The organism is Paracoccus alkanivorans (genome assembly GCF_003697785.1).
Lineage (GTDB): Bacteria > Pseudomonadota > Alphaproteobacteria > Rhodobacterales > Rhodobacteraceae > Paracoccus > Paracoccus alkanivorans.
This window is the reverse complement of the sequence record NZ_QOKZ01000004.1, coordinates 270,890-292,949: the sequence shown is the minus strand read 5'-3', so window position 1 is coordinate 292,949 and position 22,060 is coordinate 270,890. Positions and strand designations below refer to the sequence as shown.

The window sequence follows — 22,060 nt, the reverse complement described above, 5'->3', positions numbered from 1 at the left end:
CGCTGATCAGTAAACATGCAATCAAGCCGGATCGTGCATGGCTTTCATGCCATGCATGGAAACATCCTCTCTCCCGGCCATTGTTTTCAAACTGTTACATTCCTGTGAAAGAAGCTGCGCGACGGCTCGCGGCCCGATAACGAAAGAAAGACAGGATCCGATCAGAGTGTTTGCTTGTATCACGAGGCTTTGCCAAATCCGGTTGCCGATGGGGCTGATCGCGCTTTCATTGATTGCTGGTTGTACAGACGCGGAATTCGGCAGCGATACCTCCCGTCCTACCAGCGAGGCACAACATCTGGCGCAGCTTCGATATGATCTCAAGCAAGATCCCAACGACATCGAGGCGCTGAAGAAAATCGGTGATATGCAGGCCGGTCGGGGGCAATGGAGCCAGGCCATGGGCGCCTATCGCGAAGCCTTGGTGGTTTCGCCGAATGACCGTGACGCGCTGCTGGGATATGGCGAAGGACAATTGGCTCTTGGGGATTACGGCGGCGCACTGGAGACAGTGAAGGCGATTCCGGACCAACAGGTCCGGGTGCTGCTGCTGCGTGCCGGTGCCCTGGCCGGGTTGAACCGATTGACCGAAGCGCGCGCGGTGCTGGAACTGGCCAGAAAGGGTAATCCACGTGATCTGGATGTTCGGAGCAATCTCGCGATTGTCTCGGCGCTCAGCCATGATCCCCAAGCTTATCCAATAGCAAGAGCCGCCGCCTTTGCTCCCGATGCGAGCTATTCACACCGGCGCAACCTGGTGCTGGTTGGCGGCATAGCCGGGCAGGAGGCGGCGGCGCGCCAGGACGGGACGCAACTGGGTATCGGTTCGGACGAGATCACGCAGATCATCGCGATTGGACGGCGGGCCAGAACCGAAGGAATAAGGGCGTTCGGAATCCTCGCAGGTGCCTGAATGATGCGCGCCATCCATCAGGGCGGTTCGTGACGGTGATCGGCAGCTCCGGGCTATCCGTCCGGTGCTCATCAGCGAGGAAGCGTCATGCCGGCATAAGGGTCGTAGGGTGCGGCTTGCTGTGGATAGATGCGGCGCGGGGTGCCGGGTAGGTCCAGGTTGGGGACGGTTGCGCCGGTCCCGGCGGCCGGATCGGGATTGATGTAGGCATCGGCCGCCCGGCCGACAGGACCGGCCGGGCCCGGACCGGGCGACACCGGATCGATCAGATCGGCCGGATTGGCGACCTGCGACGCGAAAACCAGATCACGCTGGCATCCTGAAGGTCGCGATGAATAGCTGGACAGATTCCCCTGGCATGACACCGGGACAATGCCCGCCTCGCCATGGATATAGGCCGGGTCGGCGGCCCTGCGGATCACGTCGGAATCGCGGATCATAGGCTCGGCACAAGAGGCAAGCAGCAGCGGTATCAGGATCAGCGTGTGTTTCATCTGGTAATGAATCCTACGGTTGCCTGCGGTGCGGGCCTCTGTTGGCGCGGCTGCGCTGCATCGCGAGCGTCGGCGAGATAAGGGGTGATGAAAATCATCAGCTCGCGTTCCCGCCGCGAGCGGGTATTGTGACCGAAGATCTGGCTCAGTCCCGGCACGCCGGAACCGCTGTTCTCGGAAAACTGCTCGTAAAGTCCGGCAATGGCGAATGTCTGGCCGCTGCCGACCTCCACGGTGGTGTCGGCCCGGCGCACCGAAACGCCCGGCACCCGGAAGCCTTCGACCTGAACCGATGACGAGGCATCCAGAAAGCTGACCTCGGGCTTTACCTCGATGGCGATACGGCGGTTCGGCAGGACAGTGGGCGTAAAATCGATCGACACGCCGTAATTCTTGAATGCGGCTGTAATCACGCCGTCTCCCTGATTGATCGGATAGGCGATTTCACCTCCGGCTTGAAAACTGGCGCGGCGCCCCGACACTGTGGTCAGGGTTGGCTCTGAAAGGATCTGCACCGCACCACGCTCTTCCAACGCGTCGATCAGTGCATCGATGGTGAAGCTGCCCGAGGTTGCCCGTCCGCCGATGCCCGGCCCGGAAGCCGCGCCGCCATTCACGAAGCCGGTCGGATCGCCAAGCCCGGTCACTACCCGAAGCGGGCCGCCGGCGGATGATCCGAGCGCCGAAAAATCGACCCCGAGGCGCTGCAGGTCCTGACGTGAGGCCTCGACGAAACGAACCCGCAGGGATACCTGTGTGCCGCCACCGGTATAGGTGGTCTGGTCCTGCACGTCGAGATCCTGCTCCTGATAGGCGCGCTGCGCTGCGGTAACGGAACGCGCGGCCTGCACATCATTCGCCTGTCCCGAGATGATTACGGTGTTTCCTCGCTGCTCCGCCGAAAGCCTCGGATCCAGCAACGCGTCGCCACCACCGCCCGAAGGGCGCACCTCGACCATGTATTGAGCGATCTGGCGATCGTTCGCATCGTTCATGATGATGACGGTATTGCCGGGCGAATAGCCCGTTACATAGATCGAGCTGGGCGAGACCGCTTGTGCATCGGCGATCATCGGGTCGGCGACAAAGACGGTTTCTGTCTGGGCGGGCAGCTCGACGGTGCTGCCCTCGCCCGCATCGATGACCAGCCGCGATTGGGCGGTAGCCAGGCCGGGAATGAGCAGCGCCATCAGGATGATCCAAATCAGGCGGGGCAGGCGGGATTGAGTGGTCCGGTTCATTTGAGCGACAGCATTGCGATTGGTTGTACCTTGTAGTTGGGGGCGACTTCCTTGTGCGACATGACGGGGAAATTCATGTCATGGCTGGTCAGGAAACGGCGCAGGAAGCGGCGGATATCCATGCTGGACAGGAACACCGGGGCCGAGACATGCGCATCCATTGCCCCCACCGCCGATTTGAGCGTTTCCAGCAATCTGCGTGATTGTTGCGCCTCGAGCGCCAGGTAAATGCCCGATGGCGCCTGTCTAATGGCGTTGCGGATCGTTTCCTCTATATCGGTTTCGACGACATAGGCGGGTATGAGCCGGTCCGCATCCGCATGCTTGTAGCTGATCTGCCGGGCAAGAGCCGCGCGCACATATTCGGCCAGAAGCTCGGGATCCTTTTCGCGAGGGGCCCAATCGACGATGGTTTCAAGCAGGATCCGCATGTTGCGAACCGAGATTTCCTCTTCGACGAGCCGCCGCATGACCGCGGCGATCTTTTGCGACGACAGCGCCTTTTGTGCCTCGGTCACCAGATTGGCATAGCGGGTTTCGGTCGCGGCGAGCAGGGCGGTCACTTCCTGTACGCCAAGAAACTCTGCAGCATGGCGCGGCAGCCGCGAAGCGGCGGTCCGGGCAAGCGCTTCGGCCGGGGTATGGTAGGGGATCCCGGCGCGGTCCAGCTCAGCCGCGGCACCTGTTGCGCACCACCAGCCCTGTTGATCGCGCGAGAGGCCACTTTCGATGTGCTCGACATCGATTCCCATGATCCGGGCGGCATCGGGCCTGTCGATCAGGCGCAACCGTCCGGCGGGCATGTATCCCTCGGCCACGGGAACGTTCTCGATCCGCAACTGCCATCGATCACCGGGAGCTTCGTGATCGGCGGCCAGCTGCAGGCGCGGGAAAGGAACACCGAGTTCGTCGAAAAGCTTGGTGCGTTCACGCAGGGCAGCCTCGTCGAATGCCGCACGTTCAATACCGGCAGCAAGGGCCGGGCCGATGGCTAGTTGAACTGGCGGCATCGGCATCATCATCAGATCCTGACGGGTATCGCCGGGGCTGCGTGCCGACGCCAGATCGTCATCGGCAGCGGCACGGGCGCGCCGGGCCACCACGAAGCCGATACCGCCGAACAACGCGGAAAGTGCGACGAATGTGAGGGTGGGAAAGCCGGGAATGGCGGCGAAACCCAGCAGCACAAGCGCGGCGACCTGCAATGCCCGCGAACTGCCGCCGATTTGGCCGGCGATGTCCCGGCCCAGGTCATCGGAACCTTCATGCGTGATCCGTGTGATGACGATCCCCGAGCCGATCGCGATGAGCAGTGCAGGGATTTGGCTGACCATGCCGTCACCGACGGTCAGCACCGAATACAGGTGCATGGCGTCGCCAAAGCTCATCCCGTTCTGTCCGACACCGACGCCAAGGCCACCCAGGATATTCACGGCGATGATGATCAGCCCGGCAATCGCATCGCCCTTGACGAATTTCATTGCCCCGTCCATCGAGCCGTAGAATTCGCTTTCCATTTGCAGCGCGGCGCGGCGGCGGCGGGCCTCGGCCATGTCGATTTCGCCCGCCCGCATATCGCTGTCGATCGACATTTGCCGCCCGGGCAGCGCATCCAGCGAAAACCGTGCGGAAACCTCGGCTACCCGTTCGGATCCCTTGGTGATGACGATGAATTGCACGATGGTGATGATCAGGAAGACCACGATCCCGACGACCAGCGAGCCGCCAAGGACGAAGGTGCCGAAGGTTTCGACGATCTGACCGGCATCGGCCTGAAGCAGGATCATCCGGGTGGTCGAGATGCCGATCGCAAGCCGGAACAGCGTGGCGAAAAGCAGAATGGCAGGCAGGGTCGAGAACGAGGTCGGATCGCGCAGGTAGACGACCACGACGAGGATCAGCACCGATAGCGACAGGTTGAAGCCGATAGCCAGATCGATCAGCCATGTAGGCAGTGGCAGCACGATCATGAACACGATCAGGATCAGCAGCGTTACCAGCGCCAGATCCTGGCGCGCGGCCAGCCGGGCCAGCAGGCTGGGCAGCCGATTCATATCCTGTCCTCGACCGGCTTTTCGGGAACGATATCACGCGCCTGCTTCAGCTCTGCCCGCGCCCGCTCGGTTTCGCCGAGCCGGTCATGGATCCGCGCGGCGATGTAATGGCGTGCAGCCCGCTCGGCCTGGCTGGGTGGCGTGGCAAGCCCGTCATCGCGGTCGAACCGGCTCAGCACGGCTGATGCCTGCTGCGGATCGCCTGCCAGCAGCATCGCCTCGCCGATCATCAGGATCGTCTTGGGAGACAGATCCCCCATCGACATGGCGGCAAGGCCTAGAACCATCGCCCGCGCGGGGTCGCCGTGACGCAAATATATCAACCCCAGCGAGGCCAGCACCTCGCCATGCCCTCTGTGCGGGCCTGCCGCCCCCCTGCCGTCCTCATCGGCATCGTTGGTCCCGGATTGCCATGTATCGTAGGCGAATGCCTTGACGCTCTGTCCGGGGGCAAGCGGGCCGTCGAGGTAGCGGTCGGGATCAAGGATCAGCGGTAACCGGGTCAAAGTCGGAGACTCATCTACAGGGCACGCAGGTCGAGATAACGCAGCAACTTGCGCGCCTCATCCTCGATGACCGCTGAAACCAGCTTGCCAAGACCCGGAACGGCTCTGTCGGCCATGTCCGCGTGTTCGCCCGCGGCCTCAAGAGCGGCGACAAGTTCGATCGGGTCGGGTAGATGCGCATGACCCAGCCCCTGATCGAGAATGGCCCCGAAACCGCTGGAGCCGGTGCCGACATCTTCCTTCCGCGCTTCTGACCGGTCTGCCGGAATATATGGTTCCGCCGAGGGCTTCGGCGGTGCCGGGCGCGTTGCGGATATCGAAGGCGCGGTAGTGGCGCTGCGCAATGGCGGGAAAGGAGTTATCTGGTTGGCCATCTACATTCCTCAGAACCGCACCGATATATTCCGCGAATTTCGGCTCATTCGGATTTCACCAACGGAGATACCGCGTATTTCCCAGCCGTCCGGGGTCGTGTCGCCGACGCGAAAGACATTGCCGGATTTGGTGCGGATTTCCGGGACCTTGCCCAGCCAGACGGACGACACCGCGAGCACCGGCTCCGGCGTGCCTTCGCTGATCTCGCTGATCAGGGGCAGGCTTTGTCCGAAATCCGCCTCGAAACGGGCGCGCAAGCGGCGCCATGTTTCGCCTTGCCCTTCTGTCATGGTCCCCGTGACGCGCAACACCCCTTGTTCGGCGACAAGCTGCAGCCCGTCAAGTCCGGCTTCATCAAGCCGTTCGTCGAATGACACTGCGGCTTTTTCGATGCAGTCCTCGATACATTCACGGCGCGGCGAGGTTGCGGTCAGCATTGCTTCGCGTTCCGGGCGAGTCCGTTCCCTGGGGGGTATCGAATCCGCCGGCAAGGAGGCTTGCGCCTGCGTAATCAGTCCCTGCGCAGCCGGGCCGTCGAGTCGCGCACCTATCCATAGCCCCGCCACCATCGCCACCACGGCGACGCCGACCATCATGCGCCGCCCACTGCTGCGTGAGGCCGCGGGCCCAAGCCGGGACAGGACAATCATGGTTTCGTCATTCAGGCGCAGCGTCGCCGGTAAACGAGTCTCGAAGCTTTTTCCATCCGTGGGCAAGGAGTGGGCGAAGCCGGTTGCGCCGTCATGGCAATGGATCCCCTCGGCTCCCGCCTGAACGCGAAGCGTCTCGCCATCGGCACGCAGCGTCATCGCACCGGCAGGCACGCCGGCGAGGATGATCTGGTCCTCGTTTCCGCCGCCGATACGCATCTTTCCGCCTGCGAAACTTGTGCGTGCCCCAGCATTCGGGCCACTCAGCACTGTCAGCAGGAAGGGTTTCGCTCGCGCCGTCATTCGGTTGTCCGGTTCATTCAAACTACCAAAATGCCGCTTCCGCGGGAATGCGGACGGCATAAGGAATGCGTCGGAGAAATGGGCGCGACAGAAGCCGCGCCCTTCCGGGCGGCATCAGCCGTGAACCTTGTCCCAGGCTTTCTTTTGAGCGTCCTTTGCGGCCATAGCCGTGTTGAACAGCATCGACTGCTTGTTGATCTCAGTCTGGGTCTGCAGAGCCTGATTCTGCATCGATTTCATTTCAGCCAGCGACGAACCGATATCCATAGCGTTCACTCTCTTCTATTGAGGATTTGGATCTTCATTGATGGATGCCCACAACTTCGGCAGCGCATCGATGCCAGCATCATATGCCTGAGCGAGAAGAGAGAGCCGGGCATATTCATCTGTGCTCACTCCACGGCCCATTTCCTGGACCACACGCCCTTTACCTGCCGTAAGCCGTTCCGTGAGGCGCTTCAGTTCAACCCCGTCGGGATCAGAGCCGAGGCGCCTATCGAGTTCGACGATTTCGATCGTACGTTCAGACAACACATTTCTCCGTTCGAGCCGAGCGCCGGGGATAAAGCCGCCCCGCGAGTCGCAGGCAAGCTGGCCGACGAATGTAACGCCAGCATGAAGAATCCAGCGAAAATTTTCTGAGGCCCCGGCAGGCGATCTTCTGCCTATGGAAAGGGAGGGGCGGGCGTCAGGAAACCCTGCCATCGTCATATGATTGAAATCTGTTTGCGGCAGACTGGCTTTGCTGGCGACCGAGGTAACTATTCAATCTGAGGACCGTTTCGATGATGAACATCACGAATAACTTCAACATTAACTCTCCCAGACCCGCGCTGCAGGGGCTTTCTGCATTTGCACCTGTGCAGACCGGAATATTCGGCAGTGGCTTCGGTGATCTTTTCGGTGGGCTGGCGCAAGCTCTGCAGGGATTGGCGGATATGCTTGGCGGAAACACGAGCTATCCGGTCGGTGACGGCTCGGGTAATGGTTTTTCCTTTCTGGACCGGCAGCCGGCGTCGCCGATGAAGCCGATCTCGGGTGAAGCCCGGATCTGGGGCGATCCGCATTTCATCGGTGCTGATGGTGGCCAGTATGACGTTCAGGGTGAAGCCGGGAAAACCTACAACCTGTTGTCGGACAAGGGGTTCCAGATGAATGGAACCTTCGAGAAATGGGGTGATGACGGCGCCACCGTCGTCGGCAAGGTCGGCATCACCGCTGGTAGCAACTATGTCCAGGTCGACAAGACGGGTAACACCATCATCAATGGACAGGAGTTGAAAGACGGTGAGCGGGTCCAACTGCGCAATGGAGGCTATGCCGAGCGCAAGGGCAGCGAGATCATCGTCAAGAAAGGGGAATGGGAGGTCAACTTCCAGACTCAGGGCGATCATATCAACATGGATATCAGAACCGACAACGCGGTGTCTGATGGTGTGACGCCGCATGGCCTGATCGGCCAGACTTTCGATGCCGACGATGATGCCCGTAACGGTGACAAGGGAAGCGGCGCGCAGGGTGGCGGTGCGATCGAACGCGCCGATGGCTCGATGTCGCAGGCTGGTGACAAGGACACCGTCAAGTCATATGAGGTCTCGGCCCTGTGGGATACGACATTCCACAATCACAACAGCGACTTCGCGCAGCAAGGCGTATATCACGACCAGGCCCGCGAAACGATGCAGTTCGCTATGATGATGGGCTTTTCGAGCCTGATAAACAACCTGTTCGCCAACAATAACCTGTTCTCCGGCATCGCTACGCCGAATTATCGTTTCTGAACATATACCCTGTTCATCCGGACCCATGGCCTCGCGATTGTCGCGGGGCCTTTTTGATTTTCCACGGATTTGAGGCAATGGGAACCTTCTTCCCCTGCCTCATGTTTCTGTTCCCGGGCGTTTCGATCCATCCTATTTGTAGAATCCGTCGCGCAGCCGGATACCATGCTCCAGCCACGCCTTCATGGCGCAGAGCATCCCGGTCCAGCCTTCGCAGTTCCCGAGGCACGACTTCAGGCCGGTATCCGTGTCGGGCCAGCCATATTCACTGATCCGCACCAATGTGCGGCCGTCATCAAGCGGCTGAAACGTCATCGTTACGGTGGTCCAAGTGTTCGCAGCGCCATCCGCCTCCCATTGCAGGGTGATCTTTTCGTTTGGCACGACTTCCTGCACGCGAACCGGAAACGCGCCGGGAAAATCGTGGAAATCCCAGGTCACCTCGGTTCCCGCAACCAATACCCCCTTGGCGCCGCCGGTGGTGAAGAATTGCGAGAGCCGGTGGGGATTGACCACCGCATCGAACACATCGCCGACAGGTTTCGCGATTCGGCCGCTGACCGTGAATTTCAGTTCCATGATACGCATCCTCCTTGCGCTGATTCCCTACATGTTATATTTTTATAACATGATGACGGAGGATCAGGAAGACATGCTTTTCAAGGCGCTTGGCCATCGTGCCAGACGCCGGATGCTCGATTTGATGAAGGAGGGTCCCCAAACCACCGGCGCCTTGTGCGAGGCATTGCCGGAACTGGATCGCTGCACGGTCATGCAGCATCTCGGGGTGTTGGAGGCTGCCGGGCTGATCATCGTCGAGCGGCAGGGGCGCGAACGATGGAACCATCTTGACGCATTGCCCATCCATGCCGTCCATGAACGTTGGATTGGCCCCTATGCAGCCTATGCGGTAAGCAAGCTGAACCAGTTGAAACATGCGGTGGAAGAGGGGGAGTCACCGCGCATCAGATGATTCAGATCGATTCGTGTCAGACAATGCGCAGATGGTGTCGTGGAAATGTCCCGCTGGCCGGGATTGGAGCCCCGCCCGCGAAAGATGAAGTTTTTCAAATATATCATCTTTTCGATCGCCGCCATCATGATCACGGGATTTGCTGCGGTGTATATTGCCGGTTATCTGGCGCCGGCTGGCGTTTTCGGCTCTTGCTTCGAAGGCGGTTGCGCCTATGGCGCAGTATTCGTTGGCTTCCCCATTGTCTGGATCACGCTACTTGCAATCGCATTGTCCGGATACCTGCTTTGGCGGCCGATCAGGTGACATTCCTCCCGAATTTGCGGGTTGGAGTTCCTGAACGTTCCCGGTCCCGATCGTCAGCGTAAATCTTGCCGCCGACAGGATATGCCGAGTGCCAACGCATCGGGTGGCGGGCAAATACTGAGTATCCCGCTTAACGGGAAAGGGCCGTTCATCATGTCAGGCGCATCCGGACGCAGTTTTCCCGGCTCGTGTTTCACCCACGCAGCCTTTTTCCTTTGGGGTCGAAGGGCGGTTCTTTCAGGATGGTGGCACGATGCGGCTTGCCCAGCACCATGACCTCAACGGCATCGCCGGGTTCAGCATTCTTCACATAGCCGAGCGCCAGCGACATCCCGACGCTGTATCCATAGCTGCCCGAGGTCACCCGGCCGATGCCCTCGCCGTCCCTGAAGATCGGCTCGCCGCCGGTGGCATCGGCATTGGACGCGCTCACATCCGCTTCGTCCAGATGCAGCATCACCAGGTGCTCGCGGGCGGGACGGGAGAGCGTATCGGCAACCGCGTCCCTGTTGAGGAAGTCCTTGCCCAGCTTGCACAGGCGGTCCAGCCCGACCTCCTGTGGCCAGTATTCGGGGCTGTATTCGCGCCCCCAGGAACCATAGCCCTTCTCGATGCGCAGCGACATCAGCGCACGGCTGCCCACCGGACCGGCGCCGTATTCGCGCCCGGCCTCCAGCAGCGCCTCGTAGAGCCGCACCTGATCCGCGCTGCGGCAATGCAGCTCCCAACCCAGATCGCCGGTGAAGGACACTCGCAGCGCCAGCAGATCGACCCCGGCCAAGGTGATCTGTTGCGAGCGCATGAAGGGGAAATCCGCGCTGTCCAGCGAGGCATTGGTCAGGCTTTGCAGCAGCGCCCGCGATTGCGGCCCGGCGATGTTGAAGCCACAGATTTCGTCGGTCAGCGAGGTGAATTCCGTGCCCTCGGGCAGCGGGACCTGCCTGAAGAAGCGTTTATGATAGCGCTCAGCCGTGCCCGAGCCGATGATCCGGAACTCGTCCCCGGCCAGCCGGGTCACGGTGAAATCGCCGGCGATCCCGCCTCGCTTGCCGATCAGCGGCGTCAGACAGGAGCGGCCCACCGCCTCTGGCATGTTATTGGCGAAGACCGCGTTCAGCCAGGCTTCCGCCCCCGGCCCCTTGCAGCGATACTTGGCGAAATTCGAGATATCGATGATCCCCGCCCGCTCGCGCAGCATCCGGCATTCCTGCCCGACCTGCTCCCACCAGTTCTGCCGCGTGAAGCCGTTGGTCTCGTTGGCTCCCGGCGCATCGGCGAACCACAGCGGATGCTCCCATCCGGCGTTCAGGCCGAAGACCGCGCCCATCTGCCGCTGCATCTCGTAGACCGGGCGGGTCCGCGCCGGGCGGCCCGCGCTACGTTCCTCGCCGGGGAAATGGATGGCAAAGCGATGGGCATATTGATCCTGCACCCGCGCCTTGGTGAATTCCTTCGTGGCCCAGCGGTCGAAACGGGCCATGTCCCATGCGAACATGTCGTATTCGGTCTCGCCCTCGATGATCCATTGCGCCGCCATCAATCCCATGCCGCCGGACTGGCTGAAGCCGGGAATGATGCCGTTGCATACGAAATAACCCTCCAGTTCCGGCACCGGCCCCATCAGCACATTGCCATCCGGCGACCAGATCATCGGCCCGTTGATGCCGCGCTTGATCCCGGCCTCGCCCAGGGCGGGAACGCGGGTGATCGCGTTCATCAGGTTCTCCTCGATCCGCTCCAGGTCGTCGGGGAACAGGTCATGGGCGAAATCCAGCGGCGTGCCCTCTTCGGCCCAGAACTTCATGTCGCGCTCATAGGCGCCGACCAGCAGGCCCTTGCCCTCCTGCCGCAGGTAATATTCACCGTCGCGGTCGCTGACCGAGGGTAGCCGGCGGTCCATGCCGTCGATATCCGCCATGGTCTCGGTGACGAAATACTGGTGTTCGGTCGGCTGCAGCGGCAGTTCCACCCCGGCCAGCGCCGCCACCTCGCGCCCCCACAGCCCGGCCGCATTGACCACCCATTGCGTGCGGATATCGCCCTTGGGCGTGCGAACGATCCAGCTTCCGTCCGCCTGCTGTTCGGTCGCCGTCACCGGGGTGAAGCGGTGGATCTCGGCGCCCCGCTGGCGCGCGCCGACCGCATAGGCATTGGTTACCCCGGAAGGATCGACATTGCCGCCATCGGGCTCATACATGACGCAGCGGATACCGTCGAAATTGACCAGCGGGTTCAGCCGCCGGGCCTCCTCGATGCTGATCTCGTGGAAATTCATCCCGTAGAGCTTCGCCTTGGCCGCCTGCAGGCGCAACTGATGCTCGCGCGCCTCGGTCTGCGCCAGATAGAGCGAGCCGGGCTGGAACACACCGCAGCTTTGCCCGGTCTCGGCCTCCAACTCCTTGTAGAGCCGCATCGTGTAATGCTGGATGCGGCTGATATTGGTGCTGTCATGCAGCCCGTGGATATTCGCCGCCGCATGCCAGGTGCTGCCGCTGGTCAGTTCGTCCCGTTCCAGCAGGACAACATCCGACCAGCCCAGCTTGGTCAGGTGATACAGGATCGAGCAGCCGATCACACCGCCGCCAATCACTACCGCTTGCGCTTCCGTCCGCATCATTCCTCGCGTCATTGATCGAAAAGCCGGGCAAACGCTCAACGGGCAGCCTGCGCTCTTCTTCTTCTTCATACAAATATCCTGCGGGAGGTTCGGGGGGCGCAAAGCCCCCCGGCCATCGAAACGAGCCGATCATATTGTGCGGGCGGACGCCGCAGAACCATATTTCCGACATATTTCAACTTGCTTCGGCACCGTCATCGGCCTTTCCGTTCCTGCCATGCTTTGGCTGGTGGTCAGCCCTGTTTGCCATCTGCTGTCGGATTGCGATGGTGTTGCGAGCGCATCAACCGGGCGCGGGCGCGCAGGTCGGTCGGGCGAATGCTGTTGAACTCTTTGAACCATTTGGAGAAATGCGAGGTCGAGGCAAAGCCCGCCGCGATCGCGATATCCATGATCGGCTGCTCGGTATAAAGAAGCATCTCGCGCGCCCGATCCACACGCAACGAGATATAATACCGCACCGGCGTCATCCCCAGATGCAGGCGGAACAGGCGTTCCATCTGTCGGGCGCTGAGACCGGCCTCTTCCGCTAGGTCCTCGATCTGGATCGGCGTTTCCAGATTTTTACGCATCAGCCATATGATTTTTTGCACCGGTTCGGGCAGGGCTGTCATCTCCTGTGCGGTGCCGCCCTGCTGATCCTCGTCCGCCCGGCGAATGCGCTGGTGATGGAACTGGTTGGCGACAGCCTGCGCCAGATCTGGGCCGTAACGATCGGCGATGATCTGCAGCATCATGTCCATCGCGGCGGTTCCGCCCGAGCAGGTCAGCCGGTTCCGGTCGATCTCAAACAACGTGCAGGTCATCTCGATATGAGGAAACTCCTCTTCGAAAGCGGTCCGGTTTTCCCAGTGGATCGTGCAGCGATAGCCATCCAGAAGGCCCGCCTGAGCGACCAGGTAACTGGCCGTGGATAATGCCCCGATGGCCAGCCCGGCGCGTGCCGCACGCCGCATCGCGGCCAGGTATGGCCGCGCATCCAGCGGCTCCAGCCGCATCCCGCCGCACAAAAAGATCGCATGGCTGCGTTCCAGAACCTGATCCAGCGCAACTGCCTGGAAAGGTAGCCCATTCGAGGCAAGAACAGGCGCTCCGTCGAGGCTGCAGAGATCCCACTGGAAAGCCTCGCGACCCAAAAGGCGATTGGCCGCTCGCAGGGGTTCGGTCGCGGAGGCAAGGCTCATCATGGACTGCCCGTCAAGCATCAGAAAGGCAAAACACAGAGGTTCCCTTATCTCATGGTAGAACATCGTCGGTTCCTGATTGCATCGCGGCATGATTGATCGGGTATTCCGATGGCCTCAAGGAATTTTTCCGATGACCGCCTAACCGGGATGCAAACCGCCGAAGCCGGCGGCCGGTCATTCCAGAGAGATCTCGACATTCGAAACCGCGCGGCTCGAACAGGCGAGGATATAGCCCTGTTCCGCTTCTTCGGCGGTCAGCCCGCCATTCGGGCGGGCGTCGACATCGCCTGAAACCAGCCGGACCATACAGGTTCCGCACATGCCCTCTCCGCAACCGCAGGGGATGACGACACCTTGCCTGAGGCTGGCCTGCAAAACGGTTTCCGCGGGGCGGATCTGCAAGTCCCGGCCGTTCACCTTCAGCCGATGGGCGGGGCCGTCCGTTCCGGCCCGTTCCGGGGTGGGCGGAATAATGACGGGGGCGTCAGCTCCGAAACTCTCGGTATGGAACTGGGTCTTGTCGCCTCCCTCCGCCGCGTGGATCAGCCGTGCCTCCTGCATGAATCCGGCGGGGCCACAGCAGAAAACCTCGCGGCGGCCGAAGTCCGGGAGGGCAGCGGCAAGAAGCGCGCGGCGGATGCGACCGCGATAGCCGAACCAGCCCGGCGAGGGTTGCGTCACTGTCATCGCGACGCTCAGTCGCGGCATCCGGCGCTGCAGCTCGGTCAATCCCGATGCGAACAGCGTCTCTTCCGGGGCGCGCGCGGCGTGAAACCATGCGACATCGACCTTTGGCTCGGTCGCTGCCAGATGCCGCAGCATTGCCATCATCGGAGTTGCGCCCGAACCGCCCGACACGAATGCCAGTTTCCCGTTGTGGCGCAGCGCCAGCGTAAAGCTGCCGCGAGGAGGGCGGGCCTCAAGAGTATCGCCCCGGCGCAGATTGTCATGCAGCCAGCGGGTCGCGCCGCCCCGGGCCTGCGCCTTGATGGTCAGGTGCAGGTCGCCGCTGTCGCCGCCGGAAATGGTGAAACTGCGCCATAGTGGCCCGTTGGGAGCAGGCACTTTCAGCACCAGGGCCTGACCGGGAACGAAACTGAGCGGGCCGGATTTCGCGCGCAGTCGAAAGGTCTTGATTGTCGGTGTTTCGTCATGGACAGAGATGCAGGACAGGAGCAACAGTCCCGTCGGGACAGCTTGGATATTCACGCTTTTACTCCGCCGCTACCGCTCTGCGCGGGCCGCCAACATAATCGCCCATCTTTCCGGCATACCAGTCGGTGAAATGGGTCAGCATGAATTCCGACGGCGCATAGGGGCCGGGGCGATAGGCCCGCGACAGGATTCCACGGTGGTTGTTTTCGGCCAGCATTCCATCTTCGCTGTTCGTGGCCAGCCACACGGCGGTCAGATGCCCGACATCGTAATCCAGGCCATCGACTGCGTCTTCATGGACCAGCCATGTGGTGCGCAGCTCTGTCCGGTTGGCCGAAATCGGCAGGACGCGGAAATGAATGATGTGGTCTGACAGGAAATGGTTCCAGTTATGCGGCACGCGGAACATGCGGACCGAACCCAGATCCTGCTCGGTAAAATTTCCCAGCAGCTTGTTGCAGGCCGGCTTGCCGTCCATCGTGAAGGACACGGTATTCTCGTTGAAGGGCAGCCGGATGCAGCGGAACTCGATCCCACCATCGGCGGGCTTGTGAGGCAATCCCAATGCATTCCACCGCGAGACCGAGCGGTCCATCAGGCCCTGAAACTGGCTTTTCGCCTGCGGATCGTCCGGCAAGGCGAATTCGACCATCGAGACCAGCAACTCGGGGTGGTTCCCGGCGCAATGATAGCATTCGCGGTTATTCTCGATCACCAGTTTCCAGTTCGCCTCCTCGATGATTGTCGAGGTAAAGGCCACCTTGGTGCGGTCGGGCATATGCGGCGCGATATATGGTGTGACCCCGGCCCTGAAATGGTCCAGCGACGGCGGTCTGTCGGCAAGACAGATATAGACCATGCCGCAGACCACCTGCACATGCACCGGCGCAAGGCTGTAAGCGCCGATATCGAAGCCTTCGGGCATTTGGCGGGCGTTGATCAGGCTGCCGTCCAGTTCGTAGACCCATTGATGATAGGGACAGACCAGACGATTGGCGCGCCCCTTTTCTTTCAGACAGAGCTGCGAGCCGCGATGCCGGCATGTGTTGTGGAACGCCGCGACCTCGCCGTCGCGATTGCGCAGCACCACGATCGGGTTATGGCCCACCCGTAATGTCAGGTAATCGCCGGGGCGCGGGATCTCGACAGTGCTGCAGGCGAAAAGCCAGTCGGTTTCGAACACCGCCTCGACATCGGCCTGGAAAATCTGCTCGTCCACGTAAAAGTCGCGCGGCAGTGAGTGGCCGGAAAGGCGCTGATCCAGCAATCCTGCAATTCGTTCCTTCAGCATCGGCGATGCCTCCTGAAAGCCGGGGTCCTTGGGTGATGCATGGCATCCTTTCAGGCGCCTATCCTGACGCTTTGGCATGCGAATTTGCGCCAAGGATTCCGACATCGGGAATCAGCTTTCCGACCGGGGGGTGGGAGCATTACCGGGAATACCATGCAAAAAATATGCCTTGAACTCCGGTGCGGGTGCAGGGCTATAGTAGACCCTCTGCATATACCGGCAGGATTGCGGTGGCACCGTGATCCGCCCTGCAATCTCCATGCGAGATCATGGCCGATGGCGGATTTATGCAAGACGATGGCGGAAATGCATAACTTGTCCCGCGCCCATCCGGGATATCCCGGGATATCCGCTGACCGGATCGTGATCCATGTTCAGAGGAGAGGGGGAAACAGTGGAGATTCTGAGCTTTATAGCCAATAATTGGCTGGTGATCCTTGGGTTGGCAGGCGAGCATATCTCGATTGTCGTGGTCGCGGTGGGTTTTGCCGTCCTGACGGGCGTGCCGATCGGTATCGCCATCACCCAAAGCAAGCGCGTTGCGGATATGGTGCTTTACGCCGCCTCGATCATTGTCACGATTCCCTCGATCGCCCTGTTCGGCCTGATGATCCCGATACTCTCCATGATCGGGCAGGGGATCGGCTGGCTGCCCGCCGTGATCGCGATCCTGCTGTATTCGCAACTGCCCATCGTCCGTAACACCTATACCGCGATCACCAATGTCGACCCTGCCTTGCGCGAAGCGGCCACGGGGATGGGCATGACGCCTTTCCAGCGTCTGGCGCGGCTGGAGATCCCGATTGCCATTCCGGTCATCATGGCCGGAGTGCGCACCGCTGTCGTGATGAATATCGGTGTAGCCGCGATTGCCGCCTATATCGGTGCGGGCGGGCTGGGCGTTTTGATCGCCCGCGGCATTTCCCAGACCGATCCGCGTCAGCTCATCACCGGGGCGATTGCCGTCTCGCTGCTGGCGATTGTTGCGGACTGGGCGCTGCTGAAATTACAAAAACGCCTCACGCCAGAAGGGCTGAAGCGCTGAACCTCGTTCAACAGGAGGGACAAGCTATATGATTCGTCTCGAAGACCTGACCAAGATTTTCAGGACGCCGAATGGCGATGTCGTTGCCGCCGACCGGGTCAATATGGAGGTGCCGACAGGCGAGATTTGCATCCTCCTGGGGCCTTCCGGCTGCGGCAAGACGACCGCGCTCAAGATGATCAACCGGTTGATCCCGCCCACCAGTGGCAAGATTTATATTGACGGCAAGGACACCGCGACGCTGGACGACATCGAGCTGCGCCGCAATATCGGCTATGTGATCCAGCAGATCGGCCTGTTTCCCAACATGACCATCGAGGAAAACATCTGCGTCGTGCCCAGGCTGTTGAACTGGGACGCAAAAAAGGCCCGCGACCGCGCCGCCGAGTTGCTGGACCTCGTGGGGTTGGATGCCCGCCAGTATCTGAGGCGCTTTCCGAAAGAGTTGTCGGGCGGGCAACAGCAGCGCGTCGGCGTGATCCGGGCGCTGGCCGCCGATCCGCCGGTGATGCTGATGGACGAGCCCTTCGGGGCCATCGACCCGATCAACCGCGAGATCATCCAGGATGAATTCCTGAAGATGCAGTCCGAGATGAAGAAGACCATCATGTTCGTCAGTCACGATATCGACGAGGCGGTGAAGATGGGCGACAAGGTCGCCATCTTCCGGGCGGGCAAGATCGAGCAATATGCCTCTCCGGATCGGATCCTGGCGCATCCGTCGAATGAATTCGTCGCCGATTTCGTCGGTGCCGACCGCACCCTGAAACGATTGCGCCTGCTTACCGCCGAAGAGGTGGCCAGGAGCGACGCGCCGATCACCTCGCGCTCGACCAAGATCGACGATGCCCGGCAGGTCCTGTCCGCGGCAAGGGCCCGGATCGCGGTCGTCATCGATAGCGATCACCGGCCGGTGGGCTTCGTGACCGCGGACGAGATGACCGGCGCCTCGGGCACGGTGCGCGATCTGGCCCATCCGCTGCCTGCAACTGTGCCGGTCCGCGCAGATCTGCGCGCCGTCGTGTCAGAGATGTTCGCGCAGGATACCATGTGGCTGGCCTGTACCGATGATCAGGGCCGCTTCGCGGGCGTGATCTCGCAGCCCGATGTGACCGCCGCACTTCGCGCCACCTATACCCGCGACCGGAGAGCCTCCGAGAAACTGGAGGCCTCATGACGCAATCGCTCGGATTTGGGCGCATGGTATCGCTGCTTCTGGCCTTCGCGCTCGGAATATGGGTTTCGGCGTCCGGCCTGGTGGATTCTGTCTTCACCTACTGGGAGGATATCGTTTACCTGACCAAGCAGCATCTGGTGCTTGTCGCTTCTTCGGGGCTGGCTGCGATCGCGGTCGGGCTGCCGGCCGGGATCTGGCTTTCGCGCCCTTCGATGGAGCGTTACGCCGAGACGGTGATGCAGGTGTTCAATATCGGCACCACCATCCCGACGCTGGCAGTCGTCGCGCTGTCGATGACAATTCTGGGCATCGGCTTTCCACCGGCCTTTTTCGGGCTGTTCATCGCTTCGCTTCTGCCCATCGTGCGCAACACATATGCAGGGCTGCTGACAGTTCCCTCGCATCTGAAAGAGGCGGCGACGGGCATGGGCATGACCCGGCGCCAGCTCCTGTGGCGGGTCGAGTTGCCCAATGCTCTTTACGTGATATTTTCGGGTATCCGCACCGCGCTGGCGATCAATGTCGGCACAACGCCGCTGGCCTTCCTGATCGGCGGCGGAGGCTTGGGCGAACTGATCTTCACCGGCATCGACCTGATGGACACCGGCATGCTGCTGGCCGGGGCGATCCCGACTGCCGCGCTTGCCGTCGCCGTCGATTTCCTGATGGGGCAGGCGCAGCTGCACCTGATCCCCAAAGGTGTGAACCCGCTACGGTAGCAAAACACAACCAGCCAACCAAGGGAGAGTTTCAAATGAACATCACAATCAAATCCGCCCTCGCCGGCCTTGCCCTCGCCGGTTTCTCCATGGGTGCGCAGGCCGCCGATATCGTTGTTGGCGGCAAGAACTTCACCGAACAGCAGATCCTTTCGGCAATCACCCAGCAGGTGCTGGAGGCGAAGGGCCATAATGTCGACAACCGCGCCGGCATGGGCTCCGCCGCTGTGCGGCAGGCGATGGAGAACGGCCAGATCGACGTCTACTGGGAATATACTGGCACCTCGCTGATCACTTATAACAAGGTCGAGGAAAAGCTGGATCCGCAAGCGACCTACGAGCGGGTCAAGGAACTGGATGCCGAGAAGGGCATCATCTGGCTGAACCCGTCAGAGGCCAACAACACCTATGCCCTCGCCATGCGCGCCGGGGATTCCGAGGAAACCGGCATCAAGACGATCTCGGATCTGGCACAGGCTGTGAATGACGGCGGCGAGCTGACCTTTGCGTCCAACGCCGAATTCTATGCCCGTGCCGACGGTCTGAAGCCGCTGCAGGAAGCCTATGGCTTCGAATTCGGCCGCGCCAATATCAAGCGGATGGATACCGGGCTGGTCTATCAGGCGCTCAAGGACGGGCAGGTCGATATCGGGCTGGTCTTCGCCACCGATGGCCGAATCCCGGCCTTCAACTTTACCGTGCTTGCCGACGACAAGGGCTATTTCCCCAGCTACGCCCTTGCTCCGGTGATCCGCGACGAGGTGCTGGAGGCCAATCCCGATATCGGCGAGTTGCTGAACGAGGTCTCGGCCAAGCTTAATGACGAGGTGATGGCCAAACTGAATGCCAGCGTCGATGTCGACAAGGTTTCGGTCGAGAATGCGGCAACGCAATTCCTGAAAGATAACGGTCTGATCTGAACCAGCGGGCGGGATCCGCCCGTCACCATGCATTGCTGACAAGGCGCGTGCCCATGACGAACGGTAAGAAGTTGAATGTGGGCGCGGCCCAGTTCGCCAGCGAGATCGGCGATGTCGATGTCAATATCGACCGCCACCTGCGCTGGATCGCTAGGGGCCGTGAGGCCGGACTGGACATGCTGGTCATGCCCGAGCTTTCCCTGACCGGCCATTACGGGCCGGAAAGGCTGCTGACAGCCGCGATGTCGCGCAAGGATCCCCGGTTGAAGCGATTGGCCGAGGCGGCGGGGCCGATGGCGGTCACCGTCGGTTTCATCGAGGAAGGCCCGGCCGCGCAGTTCTACAATTCGGCGGCGATCCTTCGGAATGGCAAGCTTGTGCATCTGCATCGCAAGGTGAACGTGCCCAATTACGGCAAGCTGGAAGAGGGCAAGCACTACGCCTCCGGCCGTTTCGTCGAGACCTGGGCGATGGACGAGAACTGGCGGGCAGGACTGCTGATCTGCGCGGATGTCTGGAACCCGGCACTGACTCATCTGGCATTTCTGCACGGTTCTACCGTGCTGATCTGCCCGGTAAGTTCGGGTGTCGAGGCGGTGGGCGTCGAATTCGACAATCCCGGGGGATGGGTGTTGACCTGCCGATTCTATGCGATGATCTACGGCGCACCGGTGATCATGGCGAACCGGACCGGAACCGAGCGCGACCTGACCTTCTGGGGCGGGTCATGTATCGTCGATCCTTTCGGACGCGAAATGGCGGTTGCGGGGCAGGGCGAGGAACTGATCACAGCGACACTGGACTATGACGAGCTTCGGCGTGCGCGCCACCTGTTGCCGACCGTGCGCGACAGCAATATCGCACTGATCCATAACGAGACGACGCGACTGCTGGGAACGCTTGGCGTTCCCGATTTCGTGCGCGACTGAAGCGCCTATACTCTCACCCCCGGAACGTTTCACCCTGTCTGAAGTGGCAGCGGGAGAATAATCATCCAAAATCACGACAAAAAGAGGCGAGATTTTTCTCTTGCAATACACGATTAACTCTGTCGTAATTATCGTGTCATGAGGGTGCCGGGCAGAAACCAGCGGCAAGGGACACATCCCGCCGTTCCGTGCCCGCCCCTCTGGCACGAACTCGTATGGGGTCAGAAGAGGAGGTCCCGATGTATCGCACCGTCAAGACCGGAACCCATGTGCTTGCACAGGGAACATTTGTCCGTCGCCATGGCGATGGCAGAATCGAGATCAACCTTGGCGACCGGCATGTCATCGGCCTGCCCGTCGATGCCGATGACGGCACCGGACAGGGAAATGTCATCACGCGCCTGTTTGGCACGGGCTATTGGCGAGGCGGCCTGTTCGCAGTGCTTGCGACCTTGGGGCTGGGATTTTCATTTCCCCATGACGCGGCTGCGCAGGAAGAGCTCCTGAACGTCTCCTATGACCCGACCCGCGAATTCTATCGCGAGTATAATGAGCTTTTCAATGATTGGTGGGAGGCTCAGGGTCATGCTCCCGTCACCCTGCGGCAATCCCATGGCGGATCGGGCGGACAGGCGCGCGCCGTGATCGACGGGCTGGAGGCGACGGTCGTTACCCTCGCGCTGTCGGCGGACATCTCGGCCATTGCGGAAAGGACCGGAAAGATTCCCGAGGACTGGCAATCCCGCCTGCCGCATAATTCCTCGCCTTATACCTCGACCATCGTGTTTCTGGTCCGCGAAGGGAATCCGAAAGGGATCAAGGACTGGGACGATCTGGTCCGGGACGATGTCGAGGTAATCACCCCCAATCCGAAAACCTCGGGCGGGGCCCGATGGAATTTCATGGCCGGATGGGCATGGGCGCTGAAGGAATATGGCGGCGACGAGGAAAAGGCCCGCGCCTACATGGCCGAACTTTACGGCAATGTCCCGGTTCTTGATACCGGCGCGCGCGGTGCCACCAATACATTCACCCAACGGGGACTTGGTGACGTGCTGCTGGCGTGGGAAAACGAGGCTTTCCTGGCCCTTGCCGAACAGGGCGAGGATAACTTCGACATCGTCGTGCCCTCGGTTTCGATGCTGGCCGAGCCACCGGTCACGCTTGTGGACGGCAATATCACCTCGGATGCGCAAAGAGAGGCTGCGGAAGCCTATCTCGAACATCTCTACAGTCCCGAGGCCCAGGCCCTTGCCGTGAAGAATTTTTATCGTGCCTGGGACGATTCGGCCGCATCGGAAGAGGATATTGCCCGTTTCCCCGACGTGGAACGCCTGTCCATCGATGAATTCGGAGGATGGGCCAAGGTGCAACCTGCCTTCTTCGGCGATGGCGGCATCTTCGATCAGATCTACGGGGGATAG

The 22,060-nt window shown here is 61.2% G+C and carries 22 protein-coding genes; 9 read left to right on the top strand and 13 right to left on the bottom strand.

Going from position 1 to position 22,060, the window contains the following annotated elements; all coding sequences use genetic code 11:
- Nucleotides 1–37 precede the first annotated feature (37 nt).
- Nucleotides 38–913, top strand: coding sequence for a tetratricopeptide repeat protein (locus tag C9E81_RS12610; RefSeq protein ID WP_122112704.1), 876 nt, complete (start codon nucleotides 38–40; stop codon nucleotides 911–913).
- 71 nt (nucleotides 914–984) lie between these two features.
- Here the strand turns inward: C9E81_RS12610 and C9E81_RS12605 are convergent, their stop codons facing one another.
- The 8 genes from C9E81_RS12605 to C9E81_RS22900 all read right to left on the bottom strand — a co-directional run bounded on the left by C9E81_RS12605 (nucleotide 985) and on the right by C9E81_RS22900 (nucleotide 7,067).
- The gene (locus C9E81_RS12605; protein ID WP_122112703.1) at nucleotides 985–1,407 is read right to left on the bottom strand and encodes a hypothetical protein; all 423 of its coding nucleotides are present in this window, start codon (nucleotides 1,405–1,407) and stop codon (nucleotides 985–987) included.
- The gene (locus tag C9E81_RS12600) at nucleotides 1,404–2,597 is read right to left on the bottom strand and encodes a type II and III secretion system protein family protein (RefSeq protein ID WP_166461900.1); all 1,194 of its coding nucleotides are present in this window, start codon (nucleotides 2,595–2,597) and stop codon (nucleotides 1,404–1,406) included. The genes C9E81_RS12605 and C9E81_RS12600 overlap by 4 nt, the downstream gene beginning before the upstream one ends.
- A 47-nt stretch (nucleotides 2,598–2,644) precedes the next feature.
- Nucleotides 2,645–4,702, bottom strand: coding sequence for a type III secretion system export apparatus subunit SctV (gene sctV, locus C9E81_RS12595; RefSeq protein ID WP_122112701.1), 2,058 nt, complete (start codon nucleotides 4,700–4,702; stop codon nucleotides 2,645–2,647).
- Nucleotides 4,699–5,208 (bottom strand): tetratricopeptide repeat protein, encoded by a 510-nt coding sequence (locus C9E81_RS12590; RefSeq protein WP_122112700.1) that lies wholly within the window; start codon nucleotides 5,206–5,208, stop codon nucleotides 4,699–4,701. The genes sctV and C9E81_RS12590 overlap by 4 nt, the downstream gene beginning before the upstream one ends.
- 14 nt (nucleotides 5,209–5,222) lie before the next feature.
- The gene (locus C9E81_RS12585) at nucleotides 5,223–5,582 is read right to left on the bottom strand and encodes a hypothetical protein (RefSeq protein WP_122112699.1); all 360 of its coding nucleotides are present in this window, start codon (nucleotides 5,580–5,582) and stop codon (nucleotides 5,223–5,225) included.
- Between the two features lie 9 nt (nucleotides 5,583–5,591).
- Nucleotides 5,592–6,536, bottom strand: coding sequence for a SctD/MshK family protein (locus C9E81_RS12580; protein ID WP_122112698.1), 945 nt, complete (start codon nucleotides 6,534–6,536; stop codon nucleotides 5,592–5,594).
- 114 nt (nucleotides 6,537–6,650) lie between these two features.
- Nucleotides 6,651–6,803, bottom strand: coding sequence for a hypothetical protein (locus C9E81_RS22905; protein ID WP_166461899.1), 153 nt, complete (start codon nucleotides 6,801–6,803; stop codon nucleotides 6,651–6,653).
- A 15-nt stretch (nucleotides 6,804–6,818) separates the two neighbouring features.
- Nucleotides 6,819–7,067 carry an EscE/YscE/SsaE family type III secretion system needle protein co-chaperone gene (locus C9E81_RS22900; RefSeq protein ID WP_166461898.1) on the bottom strand — a complete coding sequence of 83 codons (249 nt, stop codon included), beginning with the start codon at nucleotides 7,065–7,067 and terminating at the stop codon, nucleotides 6,819–6,821.
- A 254-nt stretch (nucleotides 7,068–7,321) separates the two neighbouring features.
- Here C9E81_RS22900 and C9E81_RS12570 point away from each other — a divergent pair, with 254 nt between their 5' ends.
- Nucleotides 7,322–8,317, top strand: coding sequence for a hypothetical protein (locus tag C9E81_RS12570; protein WP_122112696.1), 996 nt, complete (start codon nucleotides 7,322–7,324; stop codon nucleotides 8,315–8,317).
- Nucleotides 8,318–8,449: 132 nt separating this feature from the next.
- Here the strand turns inward: C9E81_RS12570 and C9E81_RS12565 are convergent, their stop codons facing one another.
- The gene (locus C9E81_RS12565) at nucleotides 8,450–8,896 is read right to left on the bottom strand and encodes an SRPBCC family protein (protein ID WP_122112695.1); all 447 of its coding nucleotides are present in this window, start codon (nucleotides 8,894–8,896) and stop codon (nucleotides 8,450–8,452) included.
- Nucleotides 8,897–8,927: 31 nt separating this feature from the next.
- On the opposite strand from C9E81_RS12565, the gene C9E81_RS12560 reads away from it, so the two are divergent.
- Complete coding sequence (locus C9E81_RS12560) at nucleotides 8,928–9,290, top strand: ArsR/SmtB family transcription factor (protein WP_243698631.1); 363 nt, start codon at nucleotides 8,928–8,930, stop codon at nucleotides 9,288–9,290.
- Nucleotides 9,291–9,789: 499 nt separating this feature from the next.
- Here C9E81_RS12560 and C9E81_RS12550 read toward each other — a convergent pair whose 3' ends face one another.
- The 4 genes from C9E81_RS12550 to C9E81_RS12535 all read right to left on the bottom strand — a co-directional run bounded on the left by C9E81_RS12550 (nucleotide 9,790) and on the right by C9E81_RS12535 (nucleotide 15,846).
- The gene (locus tag C9E81_RS12550; RefSeq protein WP_122112854.1) at nucleotides 9,790–12,210 is read right to left on the bottom strand and encodes a GcvT family protein; all 2,421 of its coding nucleotides are present in this window, start codon (nucleotides 12,208–12,210) and stop codon (nucleotides 9,790–9,792) included.
- Nucleotides 12,211–12,446: 236 nt separating this feature from the next.
- Nucleotides 12,447–13,463, bottom strand: a complete 1,017-nt coding sequence (locus C9E81_RS12545) for a GlxA family transcriptional regulator (protein ID WP_122112693.1) — start codon at nucleotides 13,461–13,463, stop codon at nucleotides 12,447–12,449.
- A 111-nt stretch (nucleotides 13,464–13,574) separates the two neighbouring features.
- Nucleotides 13,575–14,609: an FAD-binding oxidoreductase gene (locus C9E81_RS12540; protein ID WP_122112692.1), complete on the bottom strand. Its 1,035-nt coding sequence runs from the start codon at nucleotides 14,607–14,609 to the stop codon at nucleotides 13,575–13,577.
- 4 nt (nucleotides 14,610–14,613) lie between these two features.
- Nucleotides 14,614–15,846, bottom strand: coding sequence for an aromatic ring-hydroxylating oxygenase subunit alpha (locus C9E81_RS12535; protein WP_122112691.1), 1,233 nt, complete (start codon nucleotides 15,844–15,846; stop codon nucleotides 14,614–14,616).
- Nucleotides 15,847–16,240: 394 nt separating this feature from the next.
- On the opposite strand from C9E81_RS12535, the gene C9E81_RS12530 reads away from it, so the two are divergent.
- From C9E81_RS12530 to C9E81_RS12505, 6 genes are all read left to right on the top strand, one after another.
- Nucleotides 16,241–16,891 (top strand): ABC transporter permease, encoded by a 651-nt coding sequence (locus tag C9E81_RS12530; protein WP_122112690.1) that lies wholly within the window; start codon nucleotides 16,241–16,243, stop codon nucleotides 16,889–16,891.
- Between the two features lie 28 nt (nucleotides 16,892–16,919).
- On the top strand, nucleotides 16,920–18,068 hold the full coding sequence (locus C9E81_RS12525; protein ID WP_122112689.1) for an ABC transporter ATP-binding protein: 1,149 nt from the start codon (nucleotides 16,920–16,922) through the stop codon (nucleotides 18,066–18,068).
- Nucleotides 18,065–18,787: an ABC transporter permease gene (locus C9E81_RS12520; protein WP_122112688.1), complete on the top strand. Its 723-nt coding sequence runs from the start codon at nucleotides 18,065–18,067 to the stop codon at nucleotides 18,785–18,787. Before C9E81_RS12525 ends, C9E81_RS12520 begins: the two co-directional genes overlap by 4 nt.
- A 35-nt stretch (nucleotides 18,788–18,822) precedes the next feature.
- Nucleotides 18,823–19,707 (top strand): glycine betaine ABC transporter substrate-binding protein, encoded by an 885-nt coding sequence (locus tag C9E81_RS12515; protein WP_122112687.1) that lies wholly within the window; start codon nucleotides 18,823–18,825, stop codon nucleotides 19,705–19,707.
- A 53-nt stretch (nucleotides 19,708–19,760) separates the two neighbouring features.
- Nucleotides 19,761–20,636: a nitrilase-related carbon-nitrogen hydrolase gene (locus C9E81_RS12510; protein WP_122112686.1), complete on the top strand. Its 876-nt coding sequence runs from the start codon at nucleotides 19,761–19,763 to the stop codon at nucleotides 20,634–20,636.
- 239 nt (nucleotides 20,637–20,875) lie between these two features.
- Nucleotides 20,876–22,060, top strand: a complete 1,185-nt coding sequence (locus C9E81_RS12505) for a sulfate ABC transporter substrate-binding protein (RefSeq protein WP_122112685.1) — start codon at nucleotides 20,876–20,878, stop codon at nucleotides 22,058–22,060.